Annotated in this window: 24 protein-coding genes; 20 read left to right on the top strand and 4 right to left on the bottom strand. The window is 41.6% G+C overall.

Annotation, left to right across the window (positions count from 1 at the left end; all coding sequences use genetic code 11):
* Positions 1-6: 6 nt before the first annotated feature.
* Positions 7-396 carry a YidB family protein gene (locus tag ACU696_RS04815; RefSeq protein WP_004914918.1) on the bottom strand — a complete coding sequence of 130 codons (390 nt, stop codon included), beginning with the start codon at positions 394-396 and terminating at the stop codon, positions 7-9.
* Positions 397-778: 382 nt separating this feature from the next.
* Here ACU696_RS04815 and ltnD point away from each other — a divergent pair, with 382 nt between their 5' ends.
* From ltnD to tatC, 17 genes are all read left to right on the top strand, one after another.
* The gene (gene ltnD, locus ACU696_RS04820; protein ID WP_004914916.1) at positions 779-1,687 is read left to right on the top strand and encodes an L-threonate dehydrogenase; all 909 of its coding nucleotides are present in this window, start codon (positions 779-781) and stop codon (positions 1,685-1,687) included.
* Positions 1,684-2,961 (top strand): 3-oxo-tetronate kinase, encoded by a 1,278-nt coding sequence (gene otnK / locus ACU696_RS04825; protein ID WP_110731420.1) that lies wholly within the window; start codon positions 1,684-1,686, stop codon positions 2,959-2,961. The genes ltnD and otnK overlap by 4 nt, the downstream gene beginning before the upstream one ends.
* Entirely contained in the window at positions 2,954-3,595 is a 642-nt protein-coding gene (otnC, locus tag ACU696_RS04830; protein WP_209102675.1) for a 3-oxo-tetronate 4-phosphate decarboxylase, read from the top strand. The genes otnK and otnC overlap by 8 nt, the downstream gene beginning before the upstream one ends.
* 10 nt (positions 3,596-3,605) lie before the next feature.
* Positions 3,606-4,385 (top strand): 2-oxo-tetronate isomerase, encoded by a 780-nt coding sequence (gene otnI / locus ACU696_RS04835; protein ID WP_004914909.1) that lies wholly within the window; start codon positions 3,606-3,608, stop codon positions 4,383-4,385.
* Between the two features lie 12 nt (positions 4,386-4,397).
* Positions 4,398-5,165: a DeoR/GlpR family DNA-binding transcription regulator gene (locus ACU696_RS04840; protein ID WP_004914906.1), complete on the top strand. Its 768-nt coding sequence runs from the start codon at positions 4,398-4,400 to the stop codon at positions 5,163-5,165.
* 63 nt (positions 5,166-5,228) lie between these two features.
* Positions 5,229-6,188, top strand: coding sequence for a D-erythronate dehydrogenase (gene denD, locus ACU696_RS04845; protein WP_196724066.1), 960 nt, complete (start codon positions 5,229-5,231; stop codon positions 6,186-6,188).
* A 10-nt stretch (positions 6,189-6,198) separates the two neighbouring features.
* Positions 6,199-7,575: a GntP family permease gene (locus tag ACU696_RS04850; protein ID WP_004914902.1), complete on the top strand. Its 1,377-nt coding sequence runs from the start codon at positions 6,199-6,201 to the stop codon at positions 7,573-7,575.
* Positions 7,576-7,864: 289 nt separating this feature from the next.
* A complete protein-coding gene (gene udp / locus ACU696_RS04855; protein ID WP_004914901.1) occupies positions 7,865-8,623 on the top strand; it encodes a uridine phosphorylase in 759 nt (252 codons plus the stop codon).
* 274 nt (positions 8,624-8,897) lie between these two features.
* A complete protein-coding gene (locus ACU696_RS04860; protein ID WP_109912574.1) occupies positions 8,898-9,680 on the top strand; it encodes a tyrosine-protein phosphatase in 783 nt (260 codons plus the stop codon).
* Between the two features lie 150 nt (positions 9,681-9,830).
* Positions 9,831-10,361 carry a DedA family protein gene (locus tag ACU696_RS04865; RefSeq protein ID WP_004914898.1) on the top strand — a complete coding sequence of 177 codons (531 nt, stop codon included), beginning with the start codon at positions 9,831-9,833 and terminating at the stop codon, positions 10,359-10,361.
* A gap of 107 nt (positions 10,362-10,468) precedes the next feature.
* On the top strand, positions 10,469-11,824 hold the full coding sequence (gene rmuC, locus ACU696_RS04870; RefSeq protein WP_109912573.1) for a DNA recombination protein RmuC: 1,356 nt from the start codon (positions 10,469-10,471) through the stop codon (positions 11,822-11,824).
* Between the two features lie 75 nt (positions 11,825-11,899).
* Entirely contained in the window at positions 11,900-12,655 is a 756-nt protein-coding gene (gene ubiE / locus ACU696_RS04875; protein ID WP_047756010.1) for a bifunctional demethylmenaquinone methyltransferase/2-methoxy-6-polyprenyl-1,4-benzoquinol methylase UbiE, read from the top strand.
* A 1-nt stretch (position 12,656) separates the two neighbouring features.
* On the top strand, positions 12,657-13,310 hold the full coding sequence (locus tag ACU696_RS04880; RefSeq protein WP_004914888.1) for a ubiquinone biosynthesis accessory factor UbiJ: 654 nt from the start codon (positions 12,657-12,659) through the stop codon (positions 13,308-13,310).
* On the top strand, positions 13,297-14,931 hold the full coding sequence (ubiB, locus tag ACU696_RS04885) for a ubiquinone biosynthesis regulatory protein kinase UbiB (RefSeq protein ID WP_004914885.1): 1,635 nt from the start codon (positions 13,297-13,299) through the stop codon (positions 14,929-14,931). Before ACU696_RS04880 ends, ubiB begins: the two co-directional genes overlap by 14 nt.
* Positions 14,932-15,044: 113 nt before the next feature.
* A complete protein-coding gene (gene tatA / locus ACU696_RS04890; RefSeq protein WP_004260812.1) occupies positions 15,045-15,326 on the top strand; it encodes a twin-arginine translocase TatA/TatE family subunit in 282 nt (93 codons plus the stop codon).
* A gap of 3 nt (positions 15,327-15,329) precedes the next feature.
* The gene (gene tatB, locus ACU696_RS04895) at positions 15,330-15,875 is read left to right on the top strand and encodes a Sec-independent protein translocase protein TatB (RefSeq protein WP_004914882.1); all 546 of its coding nucleotides are present in this window, start codon (positions 15,330-15,332) and stop codon (positions 15,873-15,875) included.
* Between the two features lie 3 nt (positions 15,876-15,878).
* A complete protein-coding gene (gene tatC, locus ACU696_RS04900; RefSeq protein WP_109912571.1) occupies positions 15,879-16,646 on the top strand; it encodes a Sec-independent protein translocase subunit TatC in 768 nt (255 codons plus the stop codon).
* A gap of 76 nt (positions 16,647-16,722) precedes the next feature.
* Here the strand turns inward: tatC and rfaH are convergent, their stop codons facing one another.
* The gene (gene rfaH, locus ACU696_RS04905; RefSeq protein ID WP_004914877.1) at positions 16,723-17,217 is read right to left on the bottom strand and encodes a transcription/translation regulatory transformer protein RfaH; all 495 of its coding nucleotides are present in this window, start codon (positions 17,215-17,217) and stop codon (positions 16,723-16,725) included.
* 165 nt (positions 17,218-17,382) lie between these two features.
* On the opposite strand from rfaH, the gene pepE reads away from it, so the two are divergent.
* The 3 genes from pepE (at position 17,383) to fre (ending at position 20,408) form a co-directional block, all read left to right on the top strand.
* Positions 17,383-18,108 carry a dipeptidase PepE gene (gene pepE / locus ACU696_RS04910; RefSeq protein WP_109912570.1) on the top strand — a complete coding sequence of 242 codons (726 nt, stop codon included), beginning with the start codon at positions 17,383-17,385 and terminating at the stop codon, positions 18,106-18,108.
* Positions 18,109-18,220: 112 nt separating this feature from the next.
* On the top strand, positions 18,221-19,696 hold the full coding sequence (ubiD, locus tag ACU696_RS04915; protein ID WP_004914873.1) for a 4-hydroxy-3-polyprenylbenzoate decarboxylase: 1,476 nt from the start codon (positions 18,221-18,223) through the stop codon (positions 19,694-19,696).
* Positions 19,697-19,706: 10 nt separating this feature from the next.
* Positions 19,707-20,408, top strand: coding sequence for an NAD(P)H-flavin reductase (fre, locus tag ACU696_RS04920; RefSeq protein ID WP_209102677.1), 702 nt, complete (start codon positions 19,707-19,709; stop codon positions 20,406-20,408).
* A 358-nt stretch (positions 20,409-20,766) separates the two neighbouring features.
* On the opposite strand, the gene fadA is transcribed toward fre, so the two are convergent.
* Together fadA and fadB are read right to left on the bottom strand one after the other, a co-directional pair.
* Positions 20,767-21,933, bottom strand: a complete 1,167-nt coding sequence (gene fadA / locus ACU696_RS04925) for an acetyl-CoA C-acyltransferase FadA (protein WP_004914870.1) — start codon at positions 21,931-21,933, stop codon at positions 20,767-20,769.
* Positions 21,934-21,937: 4 nt separating this feature from the next.
* Positions 21,938-24,130 carry a fatty acid oxidation complex subunit alpha FadB gene (gene fadB / locus ACU696_RS04930; protein WP_209102679.1) on the bottom strand — a complete coding sequence of 731 codons (2,193 nt, stop codon included), beginning with the start codon at positions 24,128-24,130 and terminating at the stop codon, positions 21,938-21,940.
* Between the last annotated feature and the right edge of the window lie 214 nt (positions 24,131-24,344).

Here is a 24,344-nt window from a genome sequence, read left to right on the forward strand (position 1 = left end):
AAAATATTAACCAAATAATTTGGATTTCAGTAAGTTCATACCGATAGAAGCCAAATCGAGGTTTTCTGGAACTTCGCCATTTGGTGTGGCGCTGTCAACTAACTGAGGAAGATATTTAGCAATCATTTCTGAGGTTGCTTGAGGTTCTAAGCCTACCTGTTGAGCCAATTCTTGGATATTCGCATTTCCAAAAACTTGCATTAATTGGCTGGCATCGATAGGTAAATTATTCCCTTCACTGATCCACGAGGCAATAACACCACCTAAGCCTTGTTCATTAAATTTTTCGATAACACCTTGAAGGCCACCTTGATTCTCAACCCAGTTTATTACTGATTGAAACTGTTGCATTTTATCGCCTGCAACCATACCCATCATTTGCTCAAACAACCCCATGTTATCTCCTAGGCAATCTGCCAATTTATGCTCTCATTCATAGTATGGAGCATTATTCAAAAAATTGTAGTCGGCTATTTTCAGCAATTTAAGTTTTAGGTCAATAGAAATGATGCATTGAATATAGCCCAGTAAAAAAACCACGGTTTGGCATTTGTGAATTAAACGTGAATAAACATAATGTGCATCACATTTTTTATCACATTATCCTGTGAAAGTGTGTTTGAGGTGCGGTGTTTTTTATTTTGTTTTAATTCAACTAATTATGCTTTATTTGTTGGTTTTTTATATTATCTCAAATGTGATGTTAGTCATGTGTTTGTGAATTTTATTGTGTGAAAATTCACAACAGTCACGAAGATTAACAACATCAGGGGTCATTATGGGAAATTTCGTTAATAAAATTGGCGTGATTGGCCTAGGTTCTATGGGAATGGGGATCGCACAATCTCTTATAAAAAATAACATTCCCACCTATGGATTTGATTTAAACCAAGATGCATGCAAAAGCCTATTTAATGCAGGAGCAATTGCAGTGGGGCAAAATGCAGCGGAATTTGCCCATGAAATTGATGCTTTGTTGCTGGTAGTGGTTAATGGTCGTCAAGTTGAAGCCATTTTGTTTTCGGGTGAACAGCCTTTAGTTGAACAATTACGCCCCGGCACAGTTATTGTGCTGCACAGTACCTTGGCTGCGGAACAAACTAAAAATATCGCTCAGCGACTTGCTGTATATCAATTACCCCTTGTAGATGCGCCTATTTCAGGTGGCTCAATTAAAGCCGCTGAAGGGAAGTTGACCATCATGGCTTCAGGTGAACCAGCTCTATTTGAGCAGCTTTCACCCGTATTTAACGCTATTTCTGAGCGCTTGTATCGAGTAGGGAATGAAGTTGGCTTAGGTTCAACCGTCAAAACGATTCACCAGTTATTAGCTGGGGTACACATTGCTGTTGCGGCAGAAAGTATGGCTTTAGCCGCCAAAGCGGGTATTGAGCTTGACGTGATGTACGACATTGTCACTCATGCAGCTGGAAATTCATGGATGTTTGAAAACCGTATGCAACATGTCTTAGACGGTGATTATACGCCAAAATCCTCAGTAGATATTTTTGTCAAAGACTTAGGGCTAGTGATGGAAACTGGAAAAGCACTAAATTTCCCATTACCACTTGCTTCAACAGCTCATCAAATGTTTATTTCAGCGAGCAATGAAGGCTTTGGTCAACAGGATGACAGCGCGGTGATTAAAACATTTAAAGGTATTACTTTACCGGAGAAAAAAGCATGACAGTGAAGTTAGGCGTAATAGCAGATGATTTTACCGGTGCGACAGATATTGCAGGCTTTATGGTGCAAAACGGTTGGAAGGTTGTTCAGTTATTGAATGAACCCAATGAGAGCACACCAGTACCACAAGATGTTGATGCGATAGTGATTAGTTTAAAAAGCCGCTCTTGTCCTGTCGATGAAGCCGTCAGTGCATCGACCAATGCAGGTAATTGGCTGAAACAAAAAGCGCATTGCCAGCAAATTTTCTTTAAATATTGTTCGACGTTTGATTCAACCGAAAAAGGCAATATTGGCCCCGTTACGGATGCATTAATGGCGCAACTGGGTACAAACTTAGCATTAGTTTGCCCCGCGCTACCCGTTAACGGTAGAACGGTGATTCATGGACATTTATTTGTGAATGGCCAGCTACTTAATGAAAGTGGCATGCAGCACCATCCTGTAACGCCAATGACCGACGCAAATTTATTGCGTGTGATGGAAAAACAATCAAAAGGTCAAGCCGGTCTAATCAAACTTGAAGATATTCAAAAAGGCAGTGAGGTTGTTAGCCAAAAACTGACCGAGTTAGCCCAACAAGGTGTGAGTTACGCGGTTGTTGATAGCTTAACAATGGATGATTTGCTCCCTATCGCACAAGCGGTTAAAGCGATGCCATTGTTGACAGGGGGTTCCGGTCTCGGTGCTGCACTGGCCAATGTGGATAGCCAATGTCCATGGGGCGGTACAACGCAACGAGGTGAAAAGCCAACAGGGAAAAACAGGAAAACAGTTGTTTTATCGGGAAGTTGCTCGGTAATGACTAACAAACAAGTTCAGGCTTATCAGCAAGTTGCTCCTGTAAAAATGTTGGATGTGGGTGAGTGTTTAAATAACCCTGAGTATGCCAAAACATTGGCAGATTGGGTGCAAGCACAGCAACTAACGGGTTTGGCGCCAATGCTTTATGCCACTCAATCACCTGAATTACTGAAAAAAACACAAGAGAAATACGGTGCTGCGGAGTCGAGTTTCGCGGTCGAGAAGGTATTTGGTGAGGTCGTCGCGCTGTTGCAAGCGAAAGGGTATGACACCTTTATTATTGCGGGTGGTGAAACCTCCGGAAAAGTGGTTCAAAGCCTTGGGACAGAACAATTAAGTATTGGCTCACCAATCGCCCCAGGTGTGCCATGGGTACAGGACTTAGCAAGCGGTAACTGGTTAGCGTTGAAATCAGGTAATTTCGGCCAAGAAAATTTCTTCCAGTTTGCACAGGAGATGTTTAATGAGTGATGAAAAGGTGCTGCGCCAAGAGTTAGTCGATTGGGCTAAATCAATGTTTAACCGTGGTTACAGCAGCGGTGGTGCAGGAAATATTAGTGCTCGGTTACCTGATGGTTCGATTATTGTGACACCGACAAATTCCAGTTTTGGTGATTTAGACCCTAGCAAACTGAGTAAACTCGATGCACAAGGAAATTGGATTGGGGGAGATAAACCGACAAAAGAAGTTTCTATGCATATGGCGATGTATTTGCAACGCCCTGATTGCCAAGCGGTTGTTCATCTTCACTCACCTTGGTTAACGGCGTTGTCTTGCTTGCCGGGGTTAGATACAAAAAATTGTTTACCTCCAATCACACCTTATTATGTGATGCGAGTGGGGAAACTGCCATTGATTGAATACTTGCCACCGGGGGATGACCGAATTGGTGAGGAAATTGCAAAATTAGCACCGACACATAATGCGGTATTGCTGTCGAATCATGGTCCGGTCGTGGGTGGCAAAACGTTAAGACAAGCGTTCTTCAATGCAGAAGAGTTAGAAGATACCGCTCGTTTATATATCACATTACGCCCACATGGCTTTACAACATTAACGCAAGAGCAAGTTGAACAGCTCGAAAGTCGTTATCCACAAAAGTAGCGAGGCGAAAATGGCTAAATTTGCTGCAAATTTAAGCATGATGTTTACCGAAGTGCCTTTTATACAGCGCTTTGAACGTGCTGCGAATGCGGGGTTTAACGGTGTTGAATATCTCTTCCCTTATGAAGAAGATGCCAATGTCATTGCGGGTGAACTGAGCAAACACCATTTAACACAGGCCCTGTTTAATATGCCTGCGGGAAATTGGGCTCAGGGAGAGCGTGGTATGGCTTCGCTCCCGGGTCGTGAGAGCCAATTTGCCGAGGGCGTACAAACTGCATTGAAATACGCAAAAGCATTAGGCTGTAAACAAGTTCATGCGATGGCGGGGAAAGTGAATGAAAATTATACACTTGAACAGCAAACTGCGTGCTATATCAAAAATATTCAATATGCGGCAGATGTGATGGCTGAGCACGGTATTCGTGTGCTTATCGAACCCATCAATACCCGCGATATGCCTGGATATTTTTTGACGACGCAAAAACAAGCGGAAGCATTACTACCTGAAATTAATCGTGAAAATGTATTTATCCAGTTGGATTTATATCACTGCCAAATTATGGAAGGTGATTTATTGAAAACAATTGAGCGTTTATGGGGTAAATTTAGTCACATTCAGATAGCGTCAGTCCCATATCGTCATGAACCGGATAGCGGTGAAGTCAATTACCCATGGATTTTTAAGCAGTTGGATGAAATGGGTTATGAGGGTTGGTTAGGATGTGAATACCATCCTGCAGGCCGCACCGAAGATGGATTAGGCTGGCTTAAACAAGCAAATTCATAATTAGGAGAACCTATGCTCCCTTCTGAGCGTCGTGATTTTATTTACCGTTACGTGCATGAACATCAAACCGTATCGATCAGTGATTTGGTTGAGCTAATGAATGTTTCTCATATGACAGTGCGACGTGATATTCGGATGTTAGAAGAAGAAGGGAAGGTACTCAGTATCAGTGGTGGCGTTAAGTTAAATGATGTGTTGCGCCAAGAGCTACCTTGGAGTGAAAAGGCGCGGTTGCATCATCGCCATAAGCGTGAAATTGGTCAGTTTGCCAGCTCATTAGTTGAAGATGGGCAAGTGGTGTATCTCGATGCAGGAACCACCACTTTTGAGATAGCGCGCGTACTCGGTGAGCGTTTTAATTTAACGATTGTCACTAATGATTTTTCGATTATGCAGTACTTAATGAATAAGTCGCAGCTAAACCTATACCACACCGGGGGATTGGTGGATAAACGTAACCATTCTAGTGTAGGAAATACGGCTGCGATGATGCTGAAAACACTCAATGTTGATATTGCTTTTATCAGCACTAGCTCATGGGATTTACAGCACGGGGTTTCTACCCCACATGAAGAAAAAGTTCAGATAAAACAAACGCTATTGGATGTTGCCCGTCGCTGTGTACTGGTTTCAGACAGTAGCAAATTCGGCAAATATGGCATGTTTCGTGTTTGCCCATTGAATCAATTGCACGACATCATTTGCGATGACCAGTTGCCAGCTGATGTGGTGCAGCGGATAACAGAACAAAACATAAAACTTCATTTAATCAAGACATAAAACATAAATAATCTTACCTAAAACTGCATAGCCAGCTAAAAGGCTATAGCAAGGAGAATTACAATGAAAGTTATTATTACTGGTGGCGCAGGCTTTCTGGGCCAGCAGCTAGCCGCTGCTTTGCTTAAAAATAGCCAGGGTTTAAAATTTGACCACCTTGTTTTAGCCGATATTCAATGCCCTACATCACCGGTTGAAGATGCCAGAGTCAGTTGCGTTGCGTTAGATTTAACGCAAGCAGGCGCGGCTGATAAACTGATCGATGCACAAACCGATGTGGTTTTCCACCTTGCCGCTATCGTAAGTAGTCACGCTGAAAGTGACTTTGACTTGGGTATGAAGGTTAACTTCGAAGCTACTCGCCAATTATTGGAAGTCGCTCGAGCCAAGAACCCAGCAATCAAATTTATGTTCACCAGTTCTCTTGCCGTGTTTGGTGGTGAGCTACCGGATGTCATCACAGACTTGTGTGTCGTTAACCCACAGTCATCCTATGGCGCTCAAAAAGCGATGTGTGAACTGATGGTCAATGACTATTCACGTAAAGGCTTTGTTGATGGCCGTGTGATGCGTTTACCCACCATTAGTATTCGTCCTGGTGTACCCAATAAAGCGGCGTCTTCATTCGCAAGTGGCATTATTCGTGAGCCATTAAATGGGGTTGAAAGTGTTTGCCCTGTCTCCCCTGACCTTGCGCTATGGTTATCTAGCCCTGAAACCGTGATTAACAACTTTATTCATGCGGTCAGTATCCCTGCTGAGAAATTCGGTAAATCTCGCACTGTGAACCTACCAGGTATTACGGTTACTGTTCAAGGCATGATTGATGCCCTGCGTGATGTTGCAGGCAAAGAAGCGGTGGATCTTATTCGTTTTGAACCAGATGAAGCTATTAACCGCATTGTGGCGAGCTGGCCGGGTAAATTTGATATTAGCCGTGCATTGGATCTCGGTTTCCGTGCAGATGGCTCGTTTGGTGATGCGATCCGTTCGTTTATCACTCACCACGGCTCGTCTAAGTAGGAGATAGCCTATGTCCTATATTCCTGTTATTGGCCTCGCAGTGGCCATATTTGTCCTGATCTTTTTAGTATTACGAACGCGTGTTCATGCGTTATTAGCTATGCTAATTGCTGCGGCAATCGCTGGTGTATCTGGTGGTTTGACTGCCGCAGAGACAGTGACAGTCATTACAAAAGGCTTTGGGTCAACACTCGGTAGCATCGGTATCGTTATCGGACTCGGGGTAATGATGGGAAGGGTGCTGGAAGTTTCAGGTGCTGCTGAACAAATCGCTTATAGCTTTATCAAATGGTTAGGTAAAAAGCGTGAAGAATGGGCGTTAGCGATTACGGGTTATATTGTTAGTATTCCTATCTTCGTTGACTCTGCTTTTGTGATTTTATACCCATTGGCAAAAGCATTAGCCAAAAATGGTAAACGTAGCATACTAACTTTAGGCGTTGCACTCGCTGGTGGGCTAGTGGTGACACACCATACCGTTCCACCAACACCAGGGCCTTTAGGCGTGGCAGGGATTTTTGGTGTCGATGTTGGCGCCATGATCCTAGCGGGTATGAGCCTGGCTATCCCTTGTGTTATCGGTATTGTGTTTTACGCAAAATGGTTAGGGACTAAGTACCCTGAATTTATGCCAGATGAAACGGGCAGTGAAGACCTGAAAGAAGTTCACGCTCGTTATATGGAAGAAAAAGCGAATAAGCCATTACCAAGCCTGTTCTTATCGCTTTTACCGATTATCACACCTATTTTGTTAATTTTTATCAATGCTATCAATGGATTAATTCTCAAAACAGAATCTTTCCAAGGTATGGAAAGTAATTGGTATTTCCAAACATTTGAATTCTTAGGCGCACCAATTATTGCATTATCAATTAGTGTGTTGATCTCTGTTTACACATTAATGCCAAAAGCAACAAAAGAAGAAGTCATCGACCGTATGGAAGAAGGCTTACAAGCAGCGGGTATTATCCTGCTAGTTACGGGAGCGGGTGGTGCATTAGGTGCGGTACTGCGTGATAGTGGCACAGGAAATATTCTTGCTGAACATGTTGCAAATCTGCCGATTACACCAGTATTGATTCCGTTTATCATCGCGACATTGGTTCGTTTGATTCAAGGTTCAGGTACGGTAGCAATGATTACCGCAGCATCTATTTCTGCGCCAATCATTAGCCAAATACCGGATATTAACTTATTGGTCGCGGCGCAAGCGGCAACCATGGGGTCTCTGTTCTTCGGTTACTTCAACGACAGCCTGTATTGGGTGGTGAACAGAATGATGGGAATTAAGGACGTTAAACAACAAATGATTGTTTGGTCTATTCCGACCACCATTGCGTGGGCGATAGGCCTAGTTGGTGTCCTCGTTCTTGATGTGATTCTCTAACATAGCGTTATCAGTTTTAGTTCTGCCAAATAATCAAAGCGCCCAGCAATTAGGGGCGCTTTTGTCGTTATGCCAAACTTTCATCTATACTGATGGCAATGGAATTCAAAGAGAAATAAAATTCATGAATTTATGTGATTCAAGTCACTAAACAATGAAATCAATCCTTTATTGCTTTCATTAAAAGTGATATTCATCACTAAAAAAATATCGTTTTCTCGCTATATTACAAATAACGATTAATCAGTATTGACTGATTTAATGATGCCATTGTGTAAAGGAGTTTGAAATGTCTGACGTTTTCCACTTAGGTTTAAAGAAAAGTGACTTACAGGGTGCGACCGTAGCGATTGTTCCTGGGGATCCTAACCGTGTTGAAAAAATTGCACGTCTGATGGATAACCCTGTACACCTTGCGTCATTACGTGAATACACCTCTTGGCGTGGTGAGCTTGACGGAAAAGCTGTCATTGTTTGTTCAACCGGTATCGGTGGTCCATCAACGTCAATTGCAGTTGAAGAACTTGCACAGCTTGGTATCCGTACTTTCTTACGTATTGGTACAACAGGTGCAATCCAAGAAGATATCAATGTCGGTGATGTTCTGGTGACAACTGGGGCAGTGCGCCTAGACGGTGCTAGCCAACACTTCGCACCATTAGAATACCCAGCTGTTGCTGATTTTGACTGTACTAATGCGCTTTATGCCGCAGCGAAAGATGCAGGTGCGACCGTTCATGTTGGTGTTACTGCATCATCTGATACCTTCTACCCAGGTCAAGAGCGTTATGATACCTATACTGGCCGTGTGATGCGTCATTTCAGAGGTTCGATGAAAGAGTGGCAAGACATGGGCGTAATGAACTATGAAATGGAATCAGCCACATTGCTGACTATGTGTTCTAGTAGTAAAGGGTTACGTGCTGGTATGGTTGCGGGTGTTATCGTGAATCGTACCCAACAAGAAATTCCAAATGAAGCGTTACTGAAGAAAACGGAAGGTAACGTATTAAGTATTGTGGTTGAAGCTGCTCGCCGCTTACTGTAGTCCCTGATTTACTGGCCCGTTTACTTGACTTTCACTCGGTTGTGGACAAAAAGTAAGCGGGCTTAGTCCCTTTATCCACTTTTCATTTCTCTTTATTTCCTCGATAGATTTGGCAATTACTAATCAATTTACAGGAAATATTCTGATCCTCTTATTTGCTAGATCTGTTATTGTCATAAAAACAATTATCAATATTATGTGCCCTTAAATTATTCAGGTTACGTTTATTTTATGGCTAACTGGAATGAAAGCTATAGGGCGAAAAGGAATTATTATGTCAACAACACCTTATCTTCATCCTTCTGTTCTGCCTTTGAAGGGCGGTATTAACTTTCGTGATCTCGGTGGTAAAAAACTTGCTAACGGTGGCAAAATTAAGCCCGGTGTCCTGTTTCGTTCCGGTGCGTTAGACCGATTAACACAGGAAGACGAAGCGGTTTTGCGTTCACAAAATCTTTTCCAAATCATTGACTATCGTGATGAAGCTGAAATCTTAGATAAGCCTGATGTCATTTGGCAAGGAGCGCATTATGTGCATGCGCCAGCAAATCCGTTAGCCAAAGAAGTCACCGCAAATTTAGATAAATTAACGCCAGAGATATTGGAACAATTTGATCCGCAAGCCTTTATGTTTCGTTTATATGAATTGTTACCACTGAACAACCCCGCTTATCATCAATTGGTCAATTTACTCAAACAACCAGAAAAAGGTGGCATAGTACAACACTGTGCTGTAGGAAAAGACCGTACGGGCGTCGGGTCCGCATTGGTGTTATTTGCTTTAGGTGCAGATTTAGACACCGTAATGGAAGATTACTTACTGACTAATGAAACACTTGCACCTTACCGCAAACACTTACTTGAAGAGCATGCAAAAACGATGGACGAAAGCATCGTGAAAAAATTTGAGTATGTCTATTCGGTACGTGAAGACTTCTTGAGAACAGCACTAAACAGTATTGAAAGCCAGTATGGCAATGTTGACCAATGGCTAGAAAAAGATTTTGGTTTAGGAAGGCAGCAACGAGAAGTACTGCAAAGCCAGTTTCTGGACTAAGTTGCTCTAATTGGAATATGAGTTGTCGGATAATCCGTTTTTCTTTATCCACAACTCGGTTTTCCCAAAGGTGTTTTTGCTTTGTTTAACTTTGATTTACCACTTTTTCGTTACAGTATTCTGATTATCCCCTAATGAAAGGAACTGACCGTGACACTCAATGAAATTGTCACCATAGTGACGGACTTTACACGCGAACATGAAGTATGGGCGCTTCCTATTATTTTCTTTCTGGCTTTTGGGGAATCTCTGGCATTTTTGTCGCTTCTGTTACCTGCAACGGTTATTTTACTTGCGCTCGGTGCTTTGATTGGTGAAAGTAATATTACTTTCTGGCCAATATGGTTAGCAGCAGCACTTGGTGCTTTCTTTGGGGACTGGCTTTCTTATTGGTTTGGTTATCATTACAAAGAAAATGTACGCCATATGTGGCCGATTTCTCGTAACCCGCAAATGATTGATAAAGGGCAGCGTTTCTTTGACCGATGGGGTATTTGGGGCATTTTCTTTGGGCGCTTCTTCGGGCCTTTGCGAGCCATTGTTCCCTTGGTTGCAGGGATTTGCGCCATGCCACAACGGCATTTCCAACTCGCTAATATCGCTTCTGCGATGATTTGGGCATTTGGTATTCTAGCGCCTGGGGCATTAGGCTTGAAATGGTTTGCGAGCTGGATAGGCTAAGCTTGCGAAGCGCTTCGCAAAATTTTCTTCAATGGCTAAATTACCTCTGGACACTTATACAGTATCCCATTACCTTACACTAGACTTTGTAAAGTAAGGATTTAACCGTGGATACCTCTCTTTTATATGCTGTTATTGGTGCGTTGAGTGGCGTTTTAGTTGGTGGCTTGGCAACGTGGTTCTCTATTGCCCAAAAAATTACGCAAAAAGATCAGGAACTGCAACAACTCAACCGCCAACTTGCGGCAAGTGACGAAAAAAATATTCACCTTGCGCAATGGAAAGAAGAATACGAAAGGCTAGATCAAGAGCTGCGTACTCAAAGGGATATTAACCGAGAACAAGAAGCAGAGCTTCGCGAGGTAATCACTCGTTTTGAACAGAACCAGCTAGCCAACGAAGAAAAACAGCGTATTTTACAAAATAGTGAACAACGGCTGACAGCACAATTCGAAAACTTAGCTAACCGTATTTTTGAACAGAATGAGCGTCGTGCATCTGAGCAACAACAAAAAAGCCTATTGGCGATGTTGTCACCTTTTCGCGAGCAATTAGAAGGTTTTCGTCAGCAAGTTCAACAAAGTTTTGGTGAGGAAGCCAAAGAGCGCCACACTTTAGCCTATGAAATTCGGCAATTACAGCAGCTCAATAATCAAATGACCAAAGAGGCCGTTAACCTGACACGAGCGCTGAAAGGGGATAACAAAATTCAAGGGAACTGGGGGGAAACCATTCTTACTCGGATCCTCGAAGTCTCAGGTTTACGTGAGGGAAGTGAATTTGAAACTCAAGTTAGTATCAATACAAGCTATAATAGCCGCTATCAACCGGATGTGATTATTCATCTTCCAGAAGGGAAAGATGTGGTTGTTGATGCAAAAATGTCGCTGGTTTCCTATGAACATTACTTCAATAGCGAAGATCCACATGAACAGCAACAAGCGTTAAAAAATCATGTGGCATCTATCCGTAATCACATGCGTATGTTGAGTCGTAAAGATTACCACCAGTTACCGGGAATTCGTTCACTGGATTACGTTTTAATGTTTATCCCTATTGAACCTGCGTATTTACTGGCTTTGAAAGAAGCTCCCGAGTTACTTGATGAAGGAATTAAACAGAATATTATGTTAGTTTGTCCTTCAACATTGCTAGTCGCAGTGAGAACGATTAATAATATTTGGCGGTATGAACGCCAAGGGCAAAATGCTCAGGAGATAGCAAATAGAGCAGCAAAAATGTATGACAAGCTGCGTTTGTTTGTAGATGATATGCAGGTTTTAGGCACCAGTCTTGATAAAGCAAATAATACTTACCTATCGGCAATGAAGCGTCTTGCTCAAGGGCGTGGAAATTTAATTAGCCAGGCGGAAAGTTTTAAAGAGCTAGGGGTCGAAATTAAGCAACCTATCCCGCCTCAATTGGTTGAGCGGTCTGAGACGCCTAATTGTGCGGAATCTTAGACTTCTGATAGGGTTTTGGCTCAAAGACTGTTACACTTCCTACAAAAGTTTGAATGATAAGCAGGCATAAGAGAAATGACTGAACCAACTAAAGAAACCATTGATTTCGGTTTCCGTACTGTCGGCAAAGAAGATAAAGCTGGCCTAGTAGCGAATGTTTTTCACTCAGTAGCATCAAAATATGACTTAATGAATGATTTGATGTCATTTGGTATTCATCGTATTTGGAAGCGTTTTACCATTGAGGCGAGCGGAGTACGTCGTAATCAGCGAGTACTTGACCTTGCGGGTGGAACGGGTGACTTAACCGCTAAATTTTCACGTTTAGTGGGCGAAAAAGGCGAAGTCATACTCGCAGACATTAATGATTCAATGCTAAAAATGGGGCGTGAGAAATTACGTGATCTTGGTATTGTCGGTAATGTTAATTACGTGCAAGCCAATGCGGAAGAGCTGCCATTCCCTGATAACTATTTTGACTGCATTACTATCTCTTTTGGTCTGCGTAATGTCACCGATAAAGACAAAGCGCTACGCTCTATGTTCCGAGTGTTGAAGCCAGGTGGGCGTTTATTGGTATTAGAGTTCTCAAAACCAGTTATTGAGCCACTGAATAAAGCTTATGATGCCTATTCATTCCATATACTCCCTCGTATTGGTCAAGCGATCGTTAATGATCCCGATAGCTATCGCTATTTAGCTGAATCAATCCGCATGCATCCAAACCAAGAAACACTAAAAGGTATGATGGAAAATGCAGGGTTTGAACAGGTTTCCTACACCAATATGACAGGTGGAATTGTCGCATTGCATAAAGGGTTTAAATTCTAAGATGGAAGCACCATCAACACATACCGAAAACCAAAATACAGTTTTGTATTCTTTGATCACAGCATTGATGGAAACCTCTCTTAACCACATGTTGTTCAAAGAAAAAGTTCTACAGCCAGCTAGGATGCGTTTGGCAGGCAAAGTTATGGCAATTGAACTTAAAGAACTGAATAAAACGTTGACGCTCGTTTTTGCTGAAAATCATGTTGATGTGTTAAGCCAGTGGGTTGAGCCTGCGGACTGTACCATTAAAACATCCATCTTCACGCTCGTTAAATTGAAAGACAAACAGCAATTATCTCAACTTATCAATCGTGGTGATATCGTGATTGAAGGGGATATGCAAATTGTACAGCACTGGTCTTCTTTGCTTGACTTAGCTATTTGGAACCCTGCTCATTATCTGTCTCCTTACATTGGTGATGTTGCAGCAGAGGGCCTTAGTAAGTTCCTGAATAAAGGTGTTTGTCTTGCATCTCATTTAGTAAAACGGCAAAAAACGTATATCAAAGACGCCATTGTTGAAGAATGGAAAATGGCACCTAGCCAGCTTGAACTCGCTCATTTTAGTGATGAGGTTGAGCAAGTGGAATATTCAATGAGTGCGCTTGAGCAACGGTTAAGCCAGTTGGAGGAGAAGCATGACACCCGGTGAAATAAAACGACTTTACTTCATTATTCGGGTTTTTCTCTCTTACGGATTAGATGAGTTAATCCCCAAAATTAAACTAACGTTACCATTAAGAATTGGTCGCTTAGGTTTCTTTTGGATCAGAAATAAGCATAAAGACAAAGCATTAGGTGAAAGGCTTCGTCTCGCCCTACAAGAACTCGGGCCGGTTTGGATCAAATTTGGCCAAATGCTATCGACTCGTCGAGATCTTTTCCCACCCGCAATCGCAGATCAACTTTCGCTATTGCAAGACAAAGTGGCGAGTTTTGATGGCAAACTGGCACGAAGCTATATTGAAGAATCCCTCGAAGGCCCTTTAGAACAATGGTTTGATGATTTTGATGAACAAGCTTTAGCTTCTGCATCTATTGCTCAGGTTCATACCGCAACGTTAAAAGAAAATGGCAAAGATGTTGTCATCAAAGTTATTCGCCCTGATATTCTGCCAATTATTAAAGCTGACATTAAATTAATGTACCGCATTGCCAATTGGGTTCCGTTGTTGCCAGATGGGCGGCGGTTAAGACCAAAAGAAGTCGTGCGTGAATACGAAAAAACGTTGATTGATGAGCTTAATTTGCTCCGTGAATCAGCAAATGCCATTCAGCTTCGTCGTAATTTTGAAAACAGCGCCATGCTGTATGTGCCAGAGGTCTATCCAGATTATTGTCGTGAAAATGTGATGGTCATGGAGCGTATCTACGGGATCCCAGTTTCTGATATTGCTGCGCTTAAAGCGCAAGGAACCAATATGAAACTGCTGGCAGAGCGTGGTGTTAAAGTCTTCTTTACACAAGTTTTTCGCGACAGTTTTTTCCATGCAGATATGCATCCAGGAAATATCTTTGTTAGCTACGATCATCCAGAAGATCCTCAATACATAGGGATAGACTGTGGAATAGTCGGTTCATTGAACAAAGAAGACAAACGTTATTTGGCAGAAAACTTTATTGCGTTTTTTAATCGTGATTACCGCAAAGTAGCAGAACTACACGTTGACTCAGGCTGGGTTCCTTCAGACACGAATGTGGAAGACTTTGAGTTTGCTATCCGTACGGTATGTGAACCTATTTTTGAAAAACCATTGGCTGAAATTTCATTTGGGCAAGTGTTATTGAATTTATTTAATACAGCACGTCGTTTCAACATGGAAGTTCAGCCACAGTTGGTATTATTACAAAAAACATTATTGTATGTTGAAGGGTTAGGTCGGCAGCTTTACCCGCAGCTTGATCTCTGGAAAACAGCAAAACCATTCCTTGAGGATTGGGTTCATAGCCAAGTAGGGATACCTGCAATTACTCAAGCATTAAAAGAAAAGGCACCGTATTGGGCAGAAAAAATGCCTGAAATTCCTGATTTAATTTATGGTGCATTACGGCAACATAAGTACTTACAATCAAACATAGACCAACTAACGCAACAACTGAAAAGTCAGCGTAATAAACAACGTAAATCTCAGTACCTTTTAGGTATAGGTGCCACATTTATTCTCTGTGGGAGTATGTTCCTTATTTCGAATCTCACCCCGTTTGGTATTGTGTTTATGGTGGCAGGAGCACTGTCTTGGTTGTTTGGTTGGTGTAAAACTGGCGGAAATTAAGTAAACTTTGTTTTGCGACAAGTTTATAAGGCTGTGAACATTTCCGTATTTTGTGTTGGTTGTATATAATAGATCTAACAACAATTGATCCCAAAACTATAGAGGTATTAACAATGGAATCAACTATTGCAATGGCTGCTTTCGGTAGTCCTTGGCAACTCATTATCATTGCTTTGCTTATTATTTTAATTTTCGGCACCAAAAAATTGCGTTCTTTAGGCTCGGATTTGGGGGAGTCACTCAAAGGCTTTAAAAAAGCAATGAATGATGACGAAAAAGCAAAAGCAGAACAAGAAAAGCAAGATGCTGACTTCGCACCTAAAAATATTACTGAACAACAGGCTGCTGAAAAGAAAGAAAGCCCAGTTGAGAGCAAAAACAAAGAGCAGGGTTAAACCGTGTTTGACATAGGTTTTAGTGAACTGTTGCTTGTTGCAGTTATTGGTCTCGTTGTATTAGGCCCTGAGCGGTTACCAGTGGCAGTGAGAACTGTCGCTGGGTGGATCCGTGCGATGCGCTCTATGGCTGCAAATGTACAAAACGAGTTATCGCAAGAATTAAAGCTGCAGGAGCTACAAGAAACGCTGAAAAAGGTGGAAGAAAAAGCTAATTTAGAAGCGCTTTCTCCGGAACTTAAGCAGTCTATGGAAGAACTGCGTACAGCGGCACAATCGCTTAAAAGCGATTACCAAGCGACAACTAATGATATTGAAACAGAGTTAAACAAAGCAAAAGAGATCACTGACAGTTACGATAGTGCTGTAAAGGAAGCGAAAGATAATACTCAGCAACCTGAAGAGTCTGATCCAAACCCTGAACATGCAGCTAAAATGGCGGCAGTTGTTGAGGAGGAGCAGAAACCGGAAGATTCAGCCGCTGTGAAAACAGTAGAATCACTCGATGCTAATGTAAAAAACTCTAATCAAACTGAAAGTGAAAAATAACACATGGCTGTAAATGATACACAACCACTTATTAGCCACCTCATTGAACTTCGTAAACGGCTACTCAACTGTTTAATTACAGTTTTAATTGTTTTTGCTGCGCTTGCTTATTTTTCAAATGATATCTATCGGCTGGTTGCAGCTCCTTTGATTGATAAGCTGCCAGTAGGTTCGCAAATGAGTGCGACGGATGTGGCGTCTACATTCTTTACCCCAATTAAATTGACAATGATGGTTTCGGTTTTTGTATCGATCCCAGTTATTCTCTATCAAATATGGGCTTTCATTGCACCTGCCTTATACAAGCATGAACGTAAACTCATGTTGCCTTTGCTTGTTTCAAGTAGTTTCTTGTTTTATTTGGGAATGGCATTTGCCTACTTCGTTGTTTTTCCGCTCGCATTTGGTTTCTTTGTTAAAACAACCCCAGATAGCGTTAACTTTATCCCAGATATCAGTAAATACCTTAGTTTCGTCATGACATTATTCATGGCTTTTGGTGCTGCATTTGAAGTCCCTATTGCAATTATTTTACTGTGTTGGACAGGCGTCACTACACCTGAAGCCCTAAAACGTAAACGTCCTTATATTTTAGTCGGGGCATTTATCGTTGGGATGTTTTTAACGCCGCCTGATGTTCTCTCTCAAACTTTACTTGCTGTTCCTATGTATTTGCTCTTTGAGCTCGGTGTTTTACTATCCAATTTCTATGTTGGCAAAGGTAGAAATCGACAAGAAGGCGTAGAGGAAGAAGAAAAAGAAGAGTCCTAATTTGCGTTAACCTATCGTTATTCAATACAGAATGATGAAAAGCCCTCTAAGAAGGGCTTTTTTATTACTTCAATGCTTAATCTGTATTTTTTTTAAACTGTGTATTATCAACTACTTTGGGGACGCTTTTATTTAAAATATTCAGCAAAAGAATAGAACGGTACTCACCATTAGGTTCAGCAAAAATAGCTTGCACCCCCGCAAAAATACCTTCGGTAATAGTCACTTGGTCACCATGCTTTGGTATATCTGGCGCGACAGAATAACTAATAGGGGTTTGTTGTAGGAGTTCAATAATCTCTTCAGGGACTTCCGTCGGCAATTGGCCAAAACGAATAAAATGGCTGACCCCTCTCGTTGACTGGATTGTTGTCGTATGAATTTCATTATGATCAAATTTCACAAATAAGTAATTTGGAAACAGAGCTTCTTGCACAGTCGTTCTTTTTCCTCTAACCACTTTTTCCATTTCAGTCATGGGCGTCATACAAACAACATTCTGTCGATTTAAATGCTCCATAGCGCGTTCAATTTGGCCTCGTTTGCAATAAAGCAAATACCATTTTTCCATTTTTTTGAATTCCATCTGACAAAACTATGTTTATGATAACAAATTACGACATAACAATGTGACTAATGAATAACAGCACCATATCATTGATATTCATCAGTCTATATTAATCGAATATAGTCTTATGATAACTGTAATGCAAAAACCAAATCAGTAGGAGACATAATGGATATCTTTTTGTTGAGTAACGGCAAGCTACCAGGCAACCCTGTATGGCTAAGCTACGCTTTACCTCGAATCAAAGAAATGATTGCTCGTAAGAACATAAAGTCAGCGGTTTTGGTTCCTTATGCAGTTCTTCGTGGCTCACATGACGAAAGAGCAGAGCAGCTTTCCGAAGCGTTGGGAATAAAAGTTACATCAATTGAGCATTTTTCTAGTCCAGTGGACGCGATTGAGCAGGCAGAATGCATTCTTGTAAGTGGCGGCAATACTTGGTGGTTGAATAAATGCCTACATGAGAATGGGTTGATCGTTGCGATTCAACGCGCAGTTCGTGAACGTGGCGTGCCATATATCGGCTGGAGCGCAGGATGTAATGTAGCGACACCAAGTATTCGTACTACGAATGATATGCCTGTGAGTAACGCAGCAATTATGCCATCTTTAGGGCTATTCCCATTACAAATTAATCCTCATTATATTGATGCTCACATCTCTGGTCATATGGGAGAAACTCGTGATGAGCGATTACAAGAATTTTGTGTGATTAATCCTCATGAAGTTGTTGTTGCGCTCAGGGAAGGAAGTGGGTTACAAATTAAAGGTAATGAACTTCATTATTTCAGTGGAAAAGATGAAGGTTTTAAACTATTTCAGCATAATAAAACATTCTCAGAGCAATTTAATACATTACTATTAGAAAAATTAGTCCCTTTTGATTGCCAGTAAAATGGTATACTAAACCAGAAAAAGATTGATTTTTAAGTGCTTTAGACAGTAACTTGTAACCTTGGCCGGACGTCTTATAATGGGACTCCCTCTGTAACAGTAAAAGAAGATAATGAAATACCGTGACCTTAGAGATTTCATCTCGCAACTTGAAAAACAAGGCGAGCTAAAACGCATTACAATGGAAGTCGACCCCTATTTGGAAATGACAGAAATTGCAGATCGTACACTAAGAGCAGGGGGACCGGCCCTATTATTTGAAAATCCCAAAGGCTATAACATGCCTGTCTTGTGTAACCTGTTTGGAACAACTAAACGTGTTGCGATGGGGATGGGGCAAGAAGATATAAAAGCTTTACATGAAGTAGGCAAATTACTGGCGTTTCTGAAAGAGCCTGATCCACCGAAAGGTTTCCGTGACCTTTTTGATAAGCTTCCAAAATTTAAACAAGTGTTGAATATGCCAGCTAAACGGTTAAGCTCAGCGGCTTGTCAGGAACAAATTTGGGCAGGTGAAGACGTTGATCTCACAAAAATACCTGTTATGCATTGTTGGCCAGAAGATGCTGCCCCTCTAATTACATGGGGTCTGACGGTGACTAAAGGCCCACATAAAGAAAGGCAAAACTTAGGTATTTATCGTCAGCAAGTTCTTGGAAAAAATAAAGTTATTATGCGTTGGCTATCTCATCGCGGTGGTGCTTTGGATTTTCAAGAATGGTGCCAAGCACATCCCGGTGAAAAATTTCCTGTTGCAGTTGCCCTTGGTGCAGATCCTGCGACCATTTTAGGTGCGGTAACACCAGTTCCTGACACATTATCAGAGTACGCTTTTGCGGGGTTGTTGCGTGGTAATAAAACCGAGGTTGTTAAATGCATATCGAATGACCTCGAAGTTCCTGCTGGCGCTGAAATTATTTTAGAAGGGTATATTGAACCGGGTGAAATGGCCCCTGAAGGCCCTTATGGTGACCATACTGGTTATTATAATGAAATAGATAATTTCCCAGTATTTACTGTAACTCATGTGACTCAGCGTCGTGATGCAATTTATCATTCAACTTATACGGGAAGGCCACCAGATGAGCCCGCAGTATTAGGGGAAGCCTTAAACGAAGTCCTTGTTCCCATTCTTCAAAAACAATTCCCTGAAATTGTTGATTTTTATCTTCCTCCTGAAGGGTGCTCGTATCGTCTTGCCGTTGTGACAATGAAAAAACAATATGCAGGACATGCTAAAAGAGTCATGATGGGAGTCTGGTCATACCTGCGCCAATTCATGTACACTAAGTTTGTTATTGTTTGTGATGATGATATTAATGCACGAGACTGGAAAGATGTCATCTGGGCAATTACAACCCGTATGGATCCAGCTCGTGACACAGTAATGATGGAAAATACGCCCATAGATTATCTCGACTTCGCTTCTCCTGTATCAGGATTAGGCTCAAAAATGGGGCTTGATGCCACCAACAAATGGCCGGGTGAGACAGATCGTGAGTGGGGGCGTCCTATTGTAATGACAGAGAGCGTTAAATCTCGCATTGATGATATTTGGGAACAGTTAAATATTTTTGACACAAAATAAGAGGGAAACCATGGCAACTTTAAGCTGTAAAGTAACATCTGTTGAATCTATCACGGATACGGTTTATCGGGTGATTTTGTTGCCAGATGGTCCTTTTCATTTTAAAGCAGGTCAATATTTAATGGTCGTGATGGATGAGAGAGATAAGCGACCATTTTCAATGGCTTCTACACCGAATAATAAAGAAACTATTGAATTACATATTGGTGCTTCTGAGATTAATTTATACGCAATGGCTGTCATGGATAGAATTTTAGACCAGAAACGTATAAATATTGACATTCCTCACGGTAAAGCTTGGTTTCGGGAAAATAGCAGAAACGCAATGATCTTAATTGCAGGTGGAACCGGTTTTTCCTATACCCACTCTGTATTACTTGCAGCTTTAGCTGAAAACTCGGATCGTGATATCACTTTCTATTGGGGTGGTCGCCAATTGGAACACTTATATGACCTTGGTGAATTGCAGGCCCTCAGTGAAAATTACCCTAATTTGAAGATCATTCCAGTTGTAGAGCAACCAGACGAACTATGGCGTGGTAGAACAGGAACAGTCCTGAGCGCAGTATTAGAAGATTTTGGTGATTTGTCCAGTCATGATATCTATATCGCAGGCCGCTTTGAAATGGCTAAAATAGCGAGAGAGCGGTTTTGTAGTGAGCGAGGAGCTAAGGCAGAACAACTCTTTGGAGATGCTTACGAATTCATTTAACCCGTCCTACTTCAAATTGTAGGGGTGTTGGTTTCGCTCATTCGCCCTAGTCACATACTTTTGTATGCTCCTAGGGTCTCATTCACTTACCGCCTACCTACAATCTGAACTATGAGGGTTAAACTCGTCATGGTTTTTGCGTAAAATCAGATCTGTTCAAATTGTAGGGGTGTTGGTTTCGCTCATTCGCCCTAGTCACATACTTTTGTATGCTCCTAGGGTCTCATTCACTTACCGCCTATCGATAATCTTTAAATTTTTCGTGGCTATTTGGCCAGAAAAAGGCAAAAAAAACCCGCCCCTGACTAGGCGGGAACATCGACAAAATACAATGTTTGCGAAAACTAAAACTAAATTGTTAAACACGCTCAATAATTGTAGCAATACCTTGGCCGAACCCGATGCACATGGTGGCTAAACCAAATTGTTTATCGTTTTGTTCTAATTGATTAAGCAATGCTGTTGAAATTCTTGCTCCTGAGCATCCCAAAGGGTGGCCTAGCGCAATGGCCCCACCACTGAGATTTACTTTATCATCTAGTTGATTTTCTGATAGCTTTAAGCCTTTTAAGCATGCAATAGATTGCGCTGCAAAAGCTTCATTTAATTCAATAATATCAATATCATTTAAAGTTAGTCCTGCGCGCTTTAAAGCGAGTTCACTTGCTGGCACCGGGCCAAATCCCATGATCGATGGATCGCAGCCAACAACTGCCATTGAGCGTATTTTAGCTCGAGGCTTAATGCCTTGCTGTGTGGCATAACTTTCGCTGGCTAGCAGCATCGCAGATGCACCATCAGATAGAGCAGATGAATTACCTGCGGTCACTGTACCACTAGCAGGATCGAAGGCGGGGCGAAGAGCAGCCAAACCTTGAAGGCTTGCATCAAAGCGAATCACTTCATCATAATTTACCGAAATGAGGTTACCAGTGGCATCATGGCCACTAATTGGAACGATCTCGTTATTGAACTTCCCTTTTTCCGTTGCTAGAGCTGCAAGTTGGTGAGACCTTAATGCAAATGCATCTTGCTCTTCTCGGCTAATTTTATACATTTTGGCAAGCATTTCAGCGGTTAATCCCATCGCTCCAGCGGCTTTAGCAACACGTAAAGTCAGTTTAGGGTTGAAATCTATACCATGAGTCATTGGGACGTGGCCCATATGCTCAACTCCACCAATGAGTACTGATTTTGCATCACCTGTCATAATTAACCGGCTCGCATCATGTATCGCTTGCATTGATGAACCACAAAGGCGATTTACTGTAACGGCAGGAACCGTATGAGGTATATCTGTGAGTAATGCTGCATTTTTAGCAACATTAAACCCTTGCTCTAGTGTTTGCTGAACACAACCCCAGATGATGTCATCCAATTCTTTTTTACTTGAGTTTGGATTACGTTCAAAAATCGCATTCATGAGGTGCGCAGAAAGGTCTTCAGCTCTAACATGGCGAAATACCCCACCTTTTGAACGGCCCATTGGTGTACGTATTCCATCAATAATGACGACATTTTCCATAGAATTAACCTCTCGCAACTTTTTTGACATCAATCGCCACTACTGGTGGCTGTGGGTAATATCTTGCATTAGTAGCCGCTTTTTCTTTTAAGCCGCTAGGCGCGTGATATAGAGGACTCAAGTGCTGCAAAGATTCCGTTGTTTTTAAGTAAGATTGACTACCTAAGGTATCTAAATAGCAGAATACTCCCCCTCTAAATGGTGGAAAGCCTAAACCGTAAACTAAAGCAATATCTGCATCCGAAGGGCTTTGGACAATGCCTTCCTCTAAGCAACGAACAACTTCGTTGATCATTGGAGCCATCATTCGAGCAATAATTTCTTCTTTGGTGAATGAGCGTCTTGTTGAGCAAATAGTAGCAAGTAGTTCATCCGTCCGCGGATCATCAACTTTTTTCGGTTTCCCTTTTTTATCTTTTTCATATTGATAAAACCCGTGGCCATTTTTTTGGCCAAAACGTTGTTGTTCATACATCACATCAATGGCATTTTTGCCTTTTTTTCCCATTCGTTCAGGAAAACCTTGAGCCATAACTTGTTCTGCATGAAAAGCAGTATCAATACCAACCACATCAAGAAGATAAGCGGGCCCCATTGGCCAGCCAAACTCTTTTTCCATGACTTTATCTATTTCTCTAAAGTCAGCCCCATCTTGTAACAGTAAGTTAAAGCCAGCAAAGTAAGGAAAAAGTACTCGGTTAACAAAGAAGCCAGGGCAGTCATTGACAACAATAGGGGTTTTCCCCATTTTATTGGCGTAGGCAACAACCTTAGCAACAGTGTTATCAGAAGTTTGTTCTCCGCGAATAATTTCGACTAATGGCATTCGATGCACAGGGTTAAAAAAGTGCATTCCGCAGAAGTTTTCTGGGCGCTTTAGTGATTTAGCGAGGGTTGAAATTGGAATAGTTGATGTATTTGAAGCCAGTATAGTTTCACTTGTTACTAAGGACTCAACTTCAGCTAATACAGCAGCTTTGACTTTAGGGTTCTCAACAACGGCTTCAACGACGATTTGGCTATCTTCTATGCCATTGTAAGATAATGAAGGATGAATAGATGATAAGGTCGCCGCCATTTTTACAGCTGTAATTTTTCCACGCTCAAATTGGTTATTTAATAGCTTTTGTGCCTCTTCAATCCCTAATTCTAATGACTTAACATTAATATCTTTCATTAAAACAGGTACGCCTTTGCTGGCAGACTGATAAGCAATGCCTCCGCCCATAATTCCTGCACCTAATACGGTGGCATGTGTTGGAATCTCAATACGTTGTGCGATCTTTTTACTATTTGACTTAACTTGTTGGTCATTTAGAAAAATACTCACTAACGCACGTGCAACATCACTATGCGCTAGAGGAACAAATGCTGCTGTTTCATGCTTTAAGGCCTCATCGCGGGTACAATTTGCTGCCTTTTCTATTGTATTCACAGCCGCCATAGGGGCTGGATAGTGTTTGCCTGCAACCTTATACACCATTCCCTTAGCGACATTGAAACTCATCGTTTGCTCAATAGGTTTCAATTGCAGAGGGCTAAGTTTAGGTTGGCGTTTTTGCTGCCAATTGAAGGCTCCGGTGATTGCAGATTCAATGAGTTGTAGCGCTGATTGTGCGAGAGCTTCTGTATTAACAACGGCATCAATAAGGCCAAGTTTTAAAGCTTGAGAGGCATCGATATCTTTACCCGCAGTAATAATTTCTAATGCGCTATCCAAACCAATTAATCGAGGTAGCCGAACAGACCCACCAAAGCCAGGCATGATCCCAAGTTTCGTTTCAGGAAGCCCAATTCGGGTATCAGGGGAGGCGATACGAAAATCAGTGGATAAAACACATTCACAACCACCACCTAGTGCATAGCCATTAATGGCGCAAATCGTTGGAACAGGCAGGTCTTCAATACGATTAAATATACTGTTAGCGTAGTGTAACCAATCACTTAGTGTTTCTTTTGATGCTTCAAAGAGTGACAGAAACTCTTTGATATCAGCGCCAACAATAAAAGCGGGTTTATCAGAACGGAAAATTACACCTTGCAGCTCGGTTTGTTGCTCAAGAACAGACACGGCTTCATCAAGTGAAGCAACGGTGTGGGTGTCCAATTTATTAATTGGCCCTGGTGAGTTAAAAACCAGTTCTGCAATCCCTTGTTTCAACCATTGAATATAGATAGTGTCACTTTGATAAAGCATTCTGCTCTCCTCTACGTGGTAGTGTTATCTGGTACGACCAGATGAAAAGAGTGTGACTAGAATGTTAATTAATTGCAAATGATTAATGACAAAAATGGAAGGTTGGTCACAGCAATTAAGTGAAATAATTAATGATTTAAATGATAAATGTATTATATATCAATTAATTAATTAGGGTTTGCAACAGAGTGCATATCCGTTAATAACAGAACGT

The sequence above is a fragment of the Providencia sp. PROV_01 genome, assembly GCF_053098325.1.

Bases quoted from the DNA above. Each gene is read 5' to 3' on its own strand.
- ACU696_RS04815 (WP_004914918.1), bottom strand. From the start codon at position 396: ATGGGGTTGTTTGAGCAAATGATGGGTATGGTTGCAGGCGATAAAATG.
- ltnD (WP_004914916.1), top strand. From the start codon at position 779: ATGGGAAATTTCGTTAATAAAATTGGCGTGATTGGCCTAGGTTCTATG.
- otnK (WP_110731420.1), top strand. From the start codon at position 1,684: ATGACAGTGAAGTTAGGCGTAATAGCAGATGATTTTACCGGTGCGACA.
- otnC (WP_209102675.1), top strand. From the start codon at position 2,954: ATGAGTGATGAAAAGGTGCTGCGCCAAGAGTTAGTCGATTGGGCTAAA.
- otnI (WP_004914909.1), top strand. From the start codon at position 3,606: ATGGCTAAATTTGCTGCAAATTTAAGCATGATGTTTACCGAAGTGCCT.
- ACU696_RS04840 (WP_004914906.1), top strand. From the start codon at position 4,398: ATGCTCCCTTCTGAGCGTCGTGATTTTATTTACCGTTACGTGCATGAA.
- denD (WP_196724066.1), top strand. From the start codon at position 5,229: ATGAAAGTTATTATTACTGGTGGCGCAGGCTTTCTGGGCCAGCAGCTA.
- ACU696_RS04850 (WP_004914902.1), top strand. From the start codon at position 6,199: ATGTCCTATATTCCTGTTATTGGCCTCGCAGTGGCCATATTTGTCCTG.
- udp (WP_004914901.1), top strand. From the start codon at position 7,865: ATGTCTGACGTTTTCCACTTAGGTTTAAAGAAAAGTGACTTACAGGGT.
- ACU696_RS04860 (WP_109912574.1), top strand. From the start codon at position 8,898: ATGTCAACAACACCTTATCTTCATCCTTCTGTTCTGCCTTTGAAGGGC.
- ubiE (WP_047756010.1), top strand. From the start codon at position 11,900: ATGACTGAACCAACTAAAGAAACCATTGATTTCGGTTTCCGTACTGTC.
- ACU696_RS04880 (WP_004914888.1), top strand. From the start codon at position 12,657: ATGGAAGCACCATCAACACATACCGAAAACCAAAATACAGTTTTGTAT.
- ubiB (WP_004914885.1), top strand. From the start codon at position 13,297: ATGACACCCGGTGAAATAAAACGACTTTACTTCATTATTCGGGTTTTT.
- tatA (WP_004260812.1), top strand. From the start codon at position 15,045: ATGGAATCAACTATTGCAATGGCTGCTTTCGGTAGTCCTTGGCAACTC.
- tatC (WP_109912571.1), top strand. From the start codon at position 15,879: ATGGCTGTAAATGATACACAACCACTTATTAGCCACCTCATTGAACTT.
- rfaH (WP_004914877.1), bottom strand. From the start codon at position 17,217: ATGGAAAAATGGTATTTGCTTTATTGCAAACGAGGCCAAATTGAACGC.
- pepE (WP_109912570.1), top strand. From the start codon at position 17,383: ATGGATATCTTTTTGTTGAGTAACGGCAAGCTACCAGGCAACCCTGTA.
- ubiD (WP_004914873.1), top strand. From the start codon at position 18,221: ATGAAATACCGTGACCTTAGAGATTTCATCTCGCAACTTGAAAAACAA.
- fre (WP_209102677.1), top strand. From the start codon at position 19,707: ATGGCAACTTTAAGCTGTAAAGTAACATCTGTTGAATCTATCACGGAT.
- fadA (WP_004914870.1), bottom strand. From the start codon at position 21,933: ATGGAAAATGTCGTCATTATTGATGGAATACGTACACCAATGGGCCGT.
- fadB (WP_209102679.1), bottom strand. From the start codon at position 24,130: ATGCTTTATCAAAGTGACACTATCTATATTCAATGGTTGAAACAAGGG.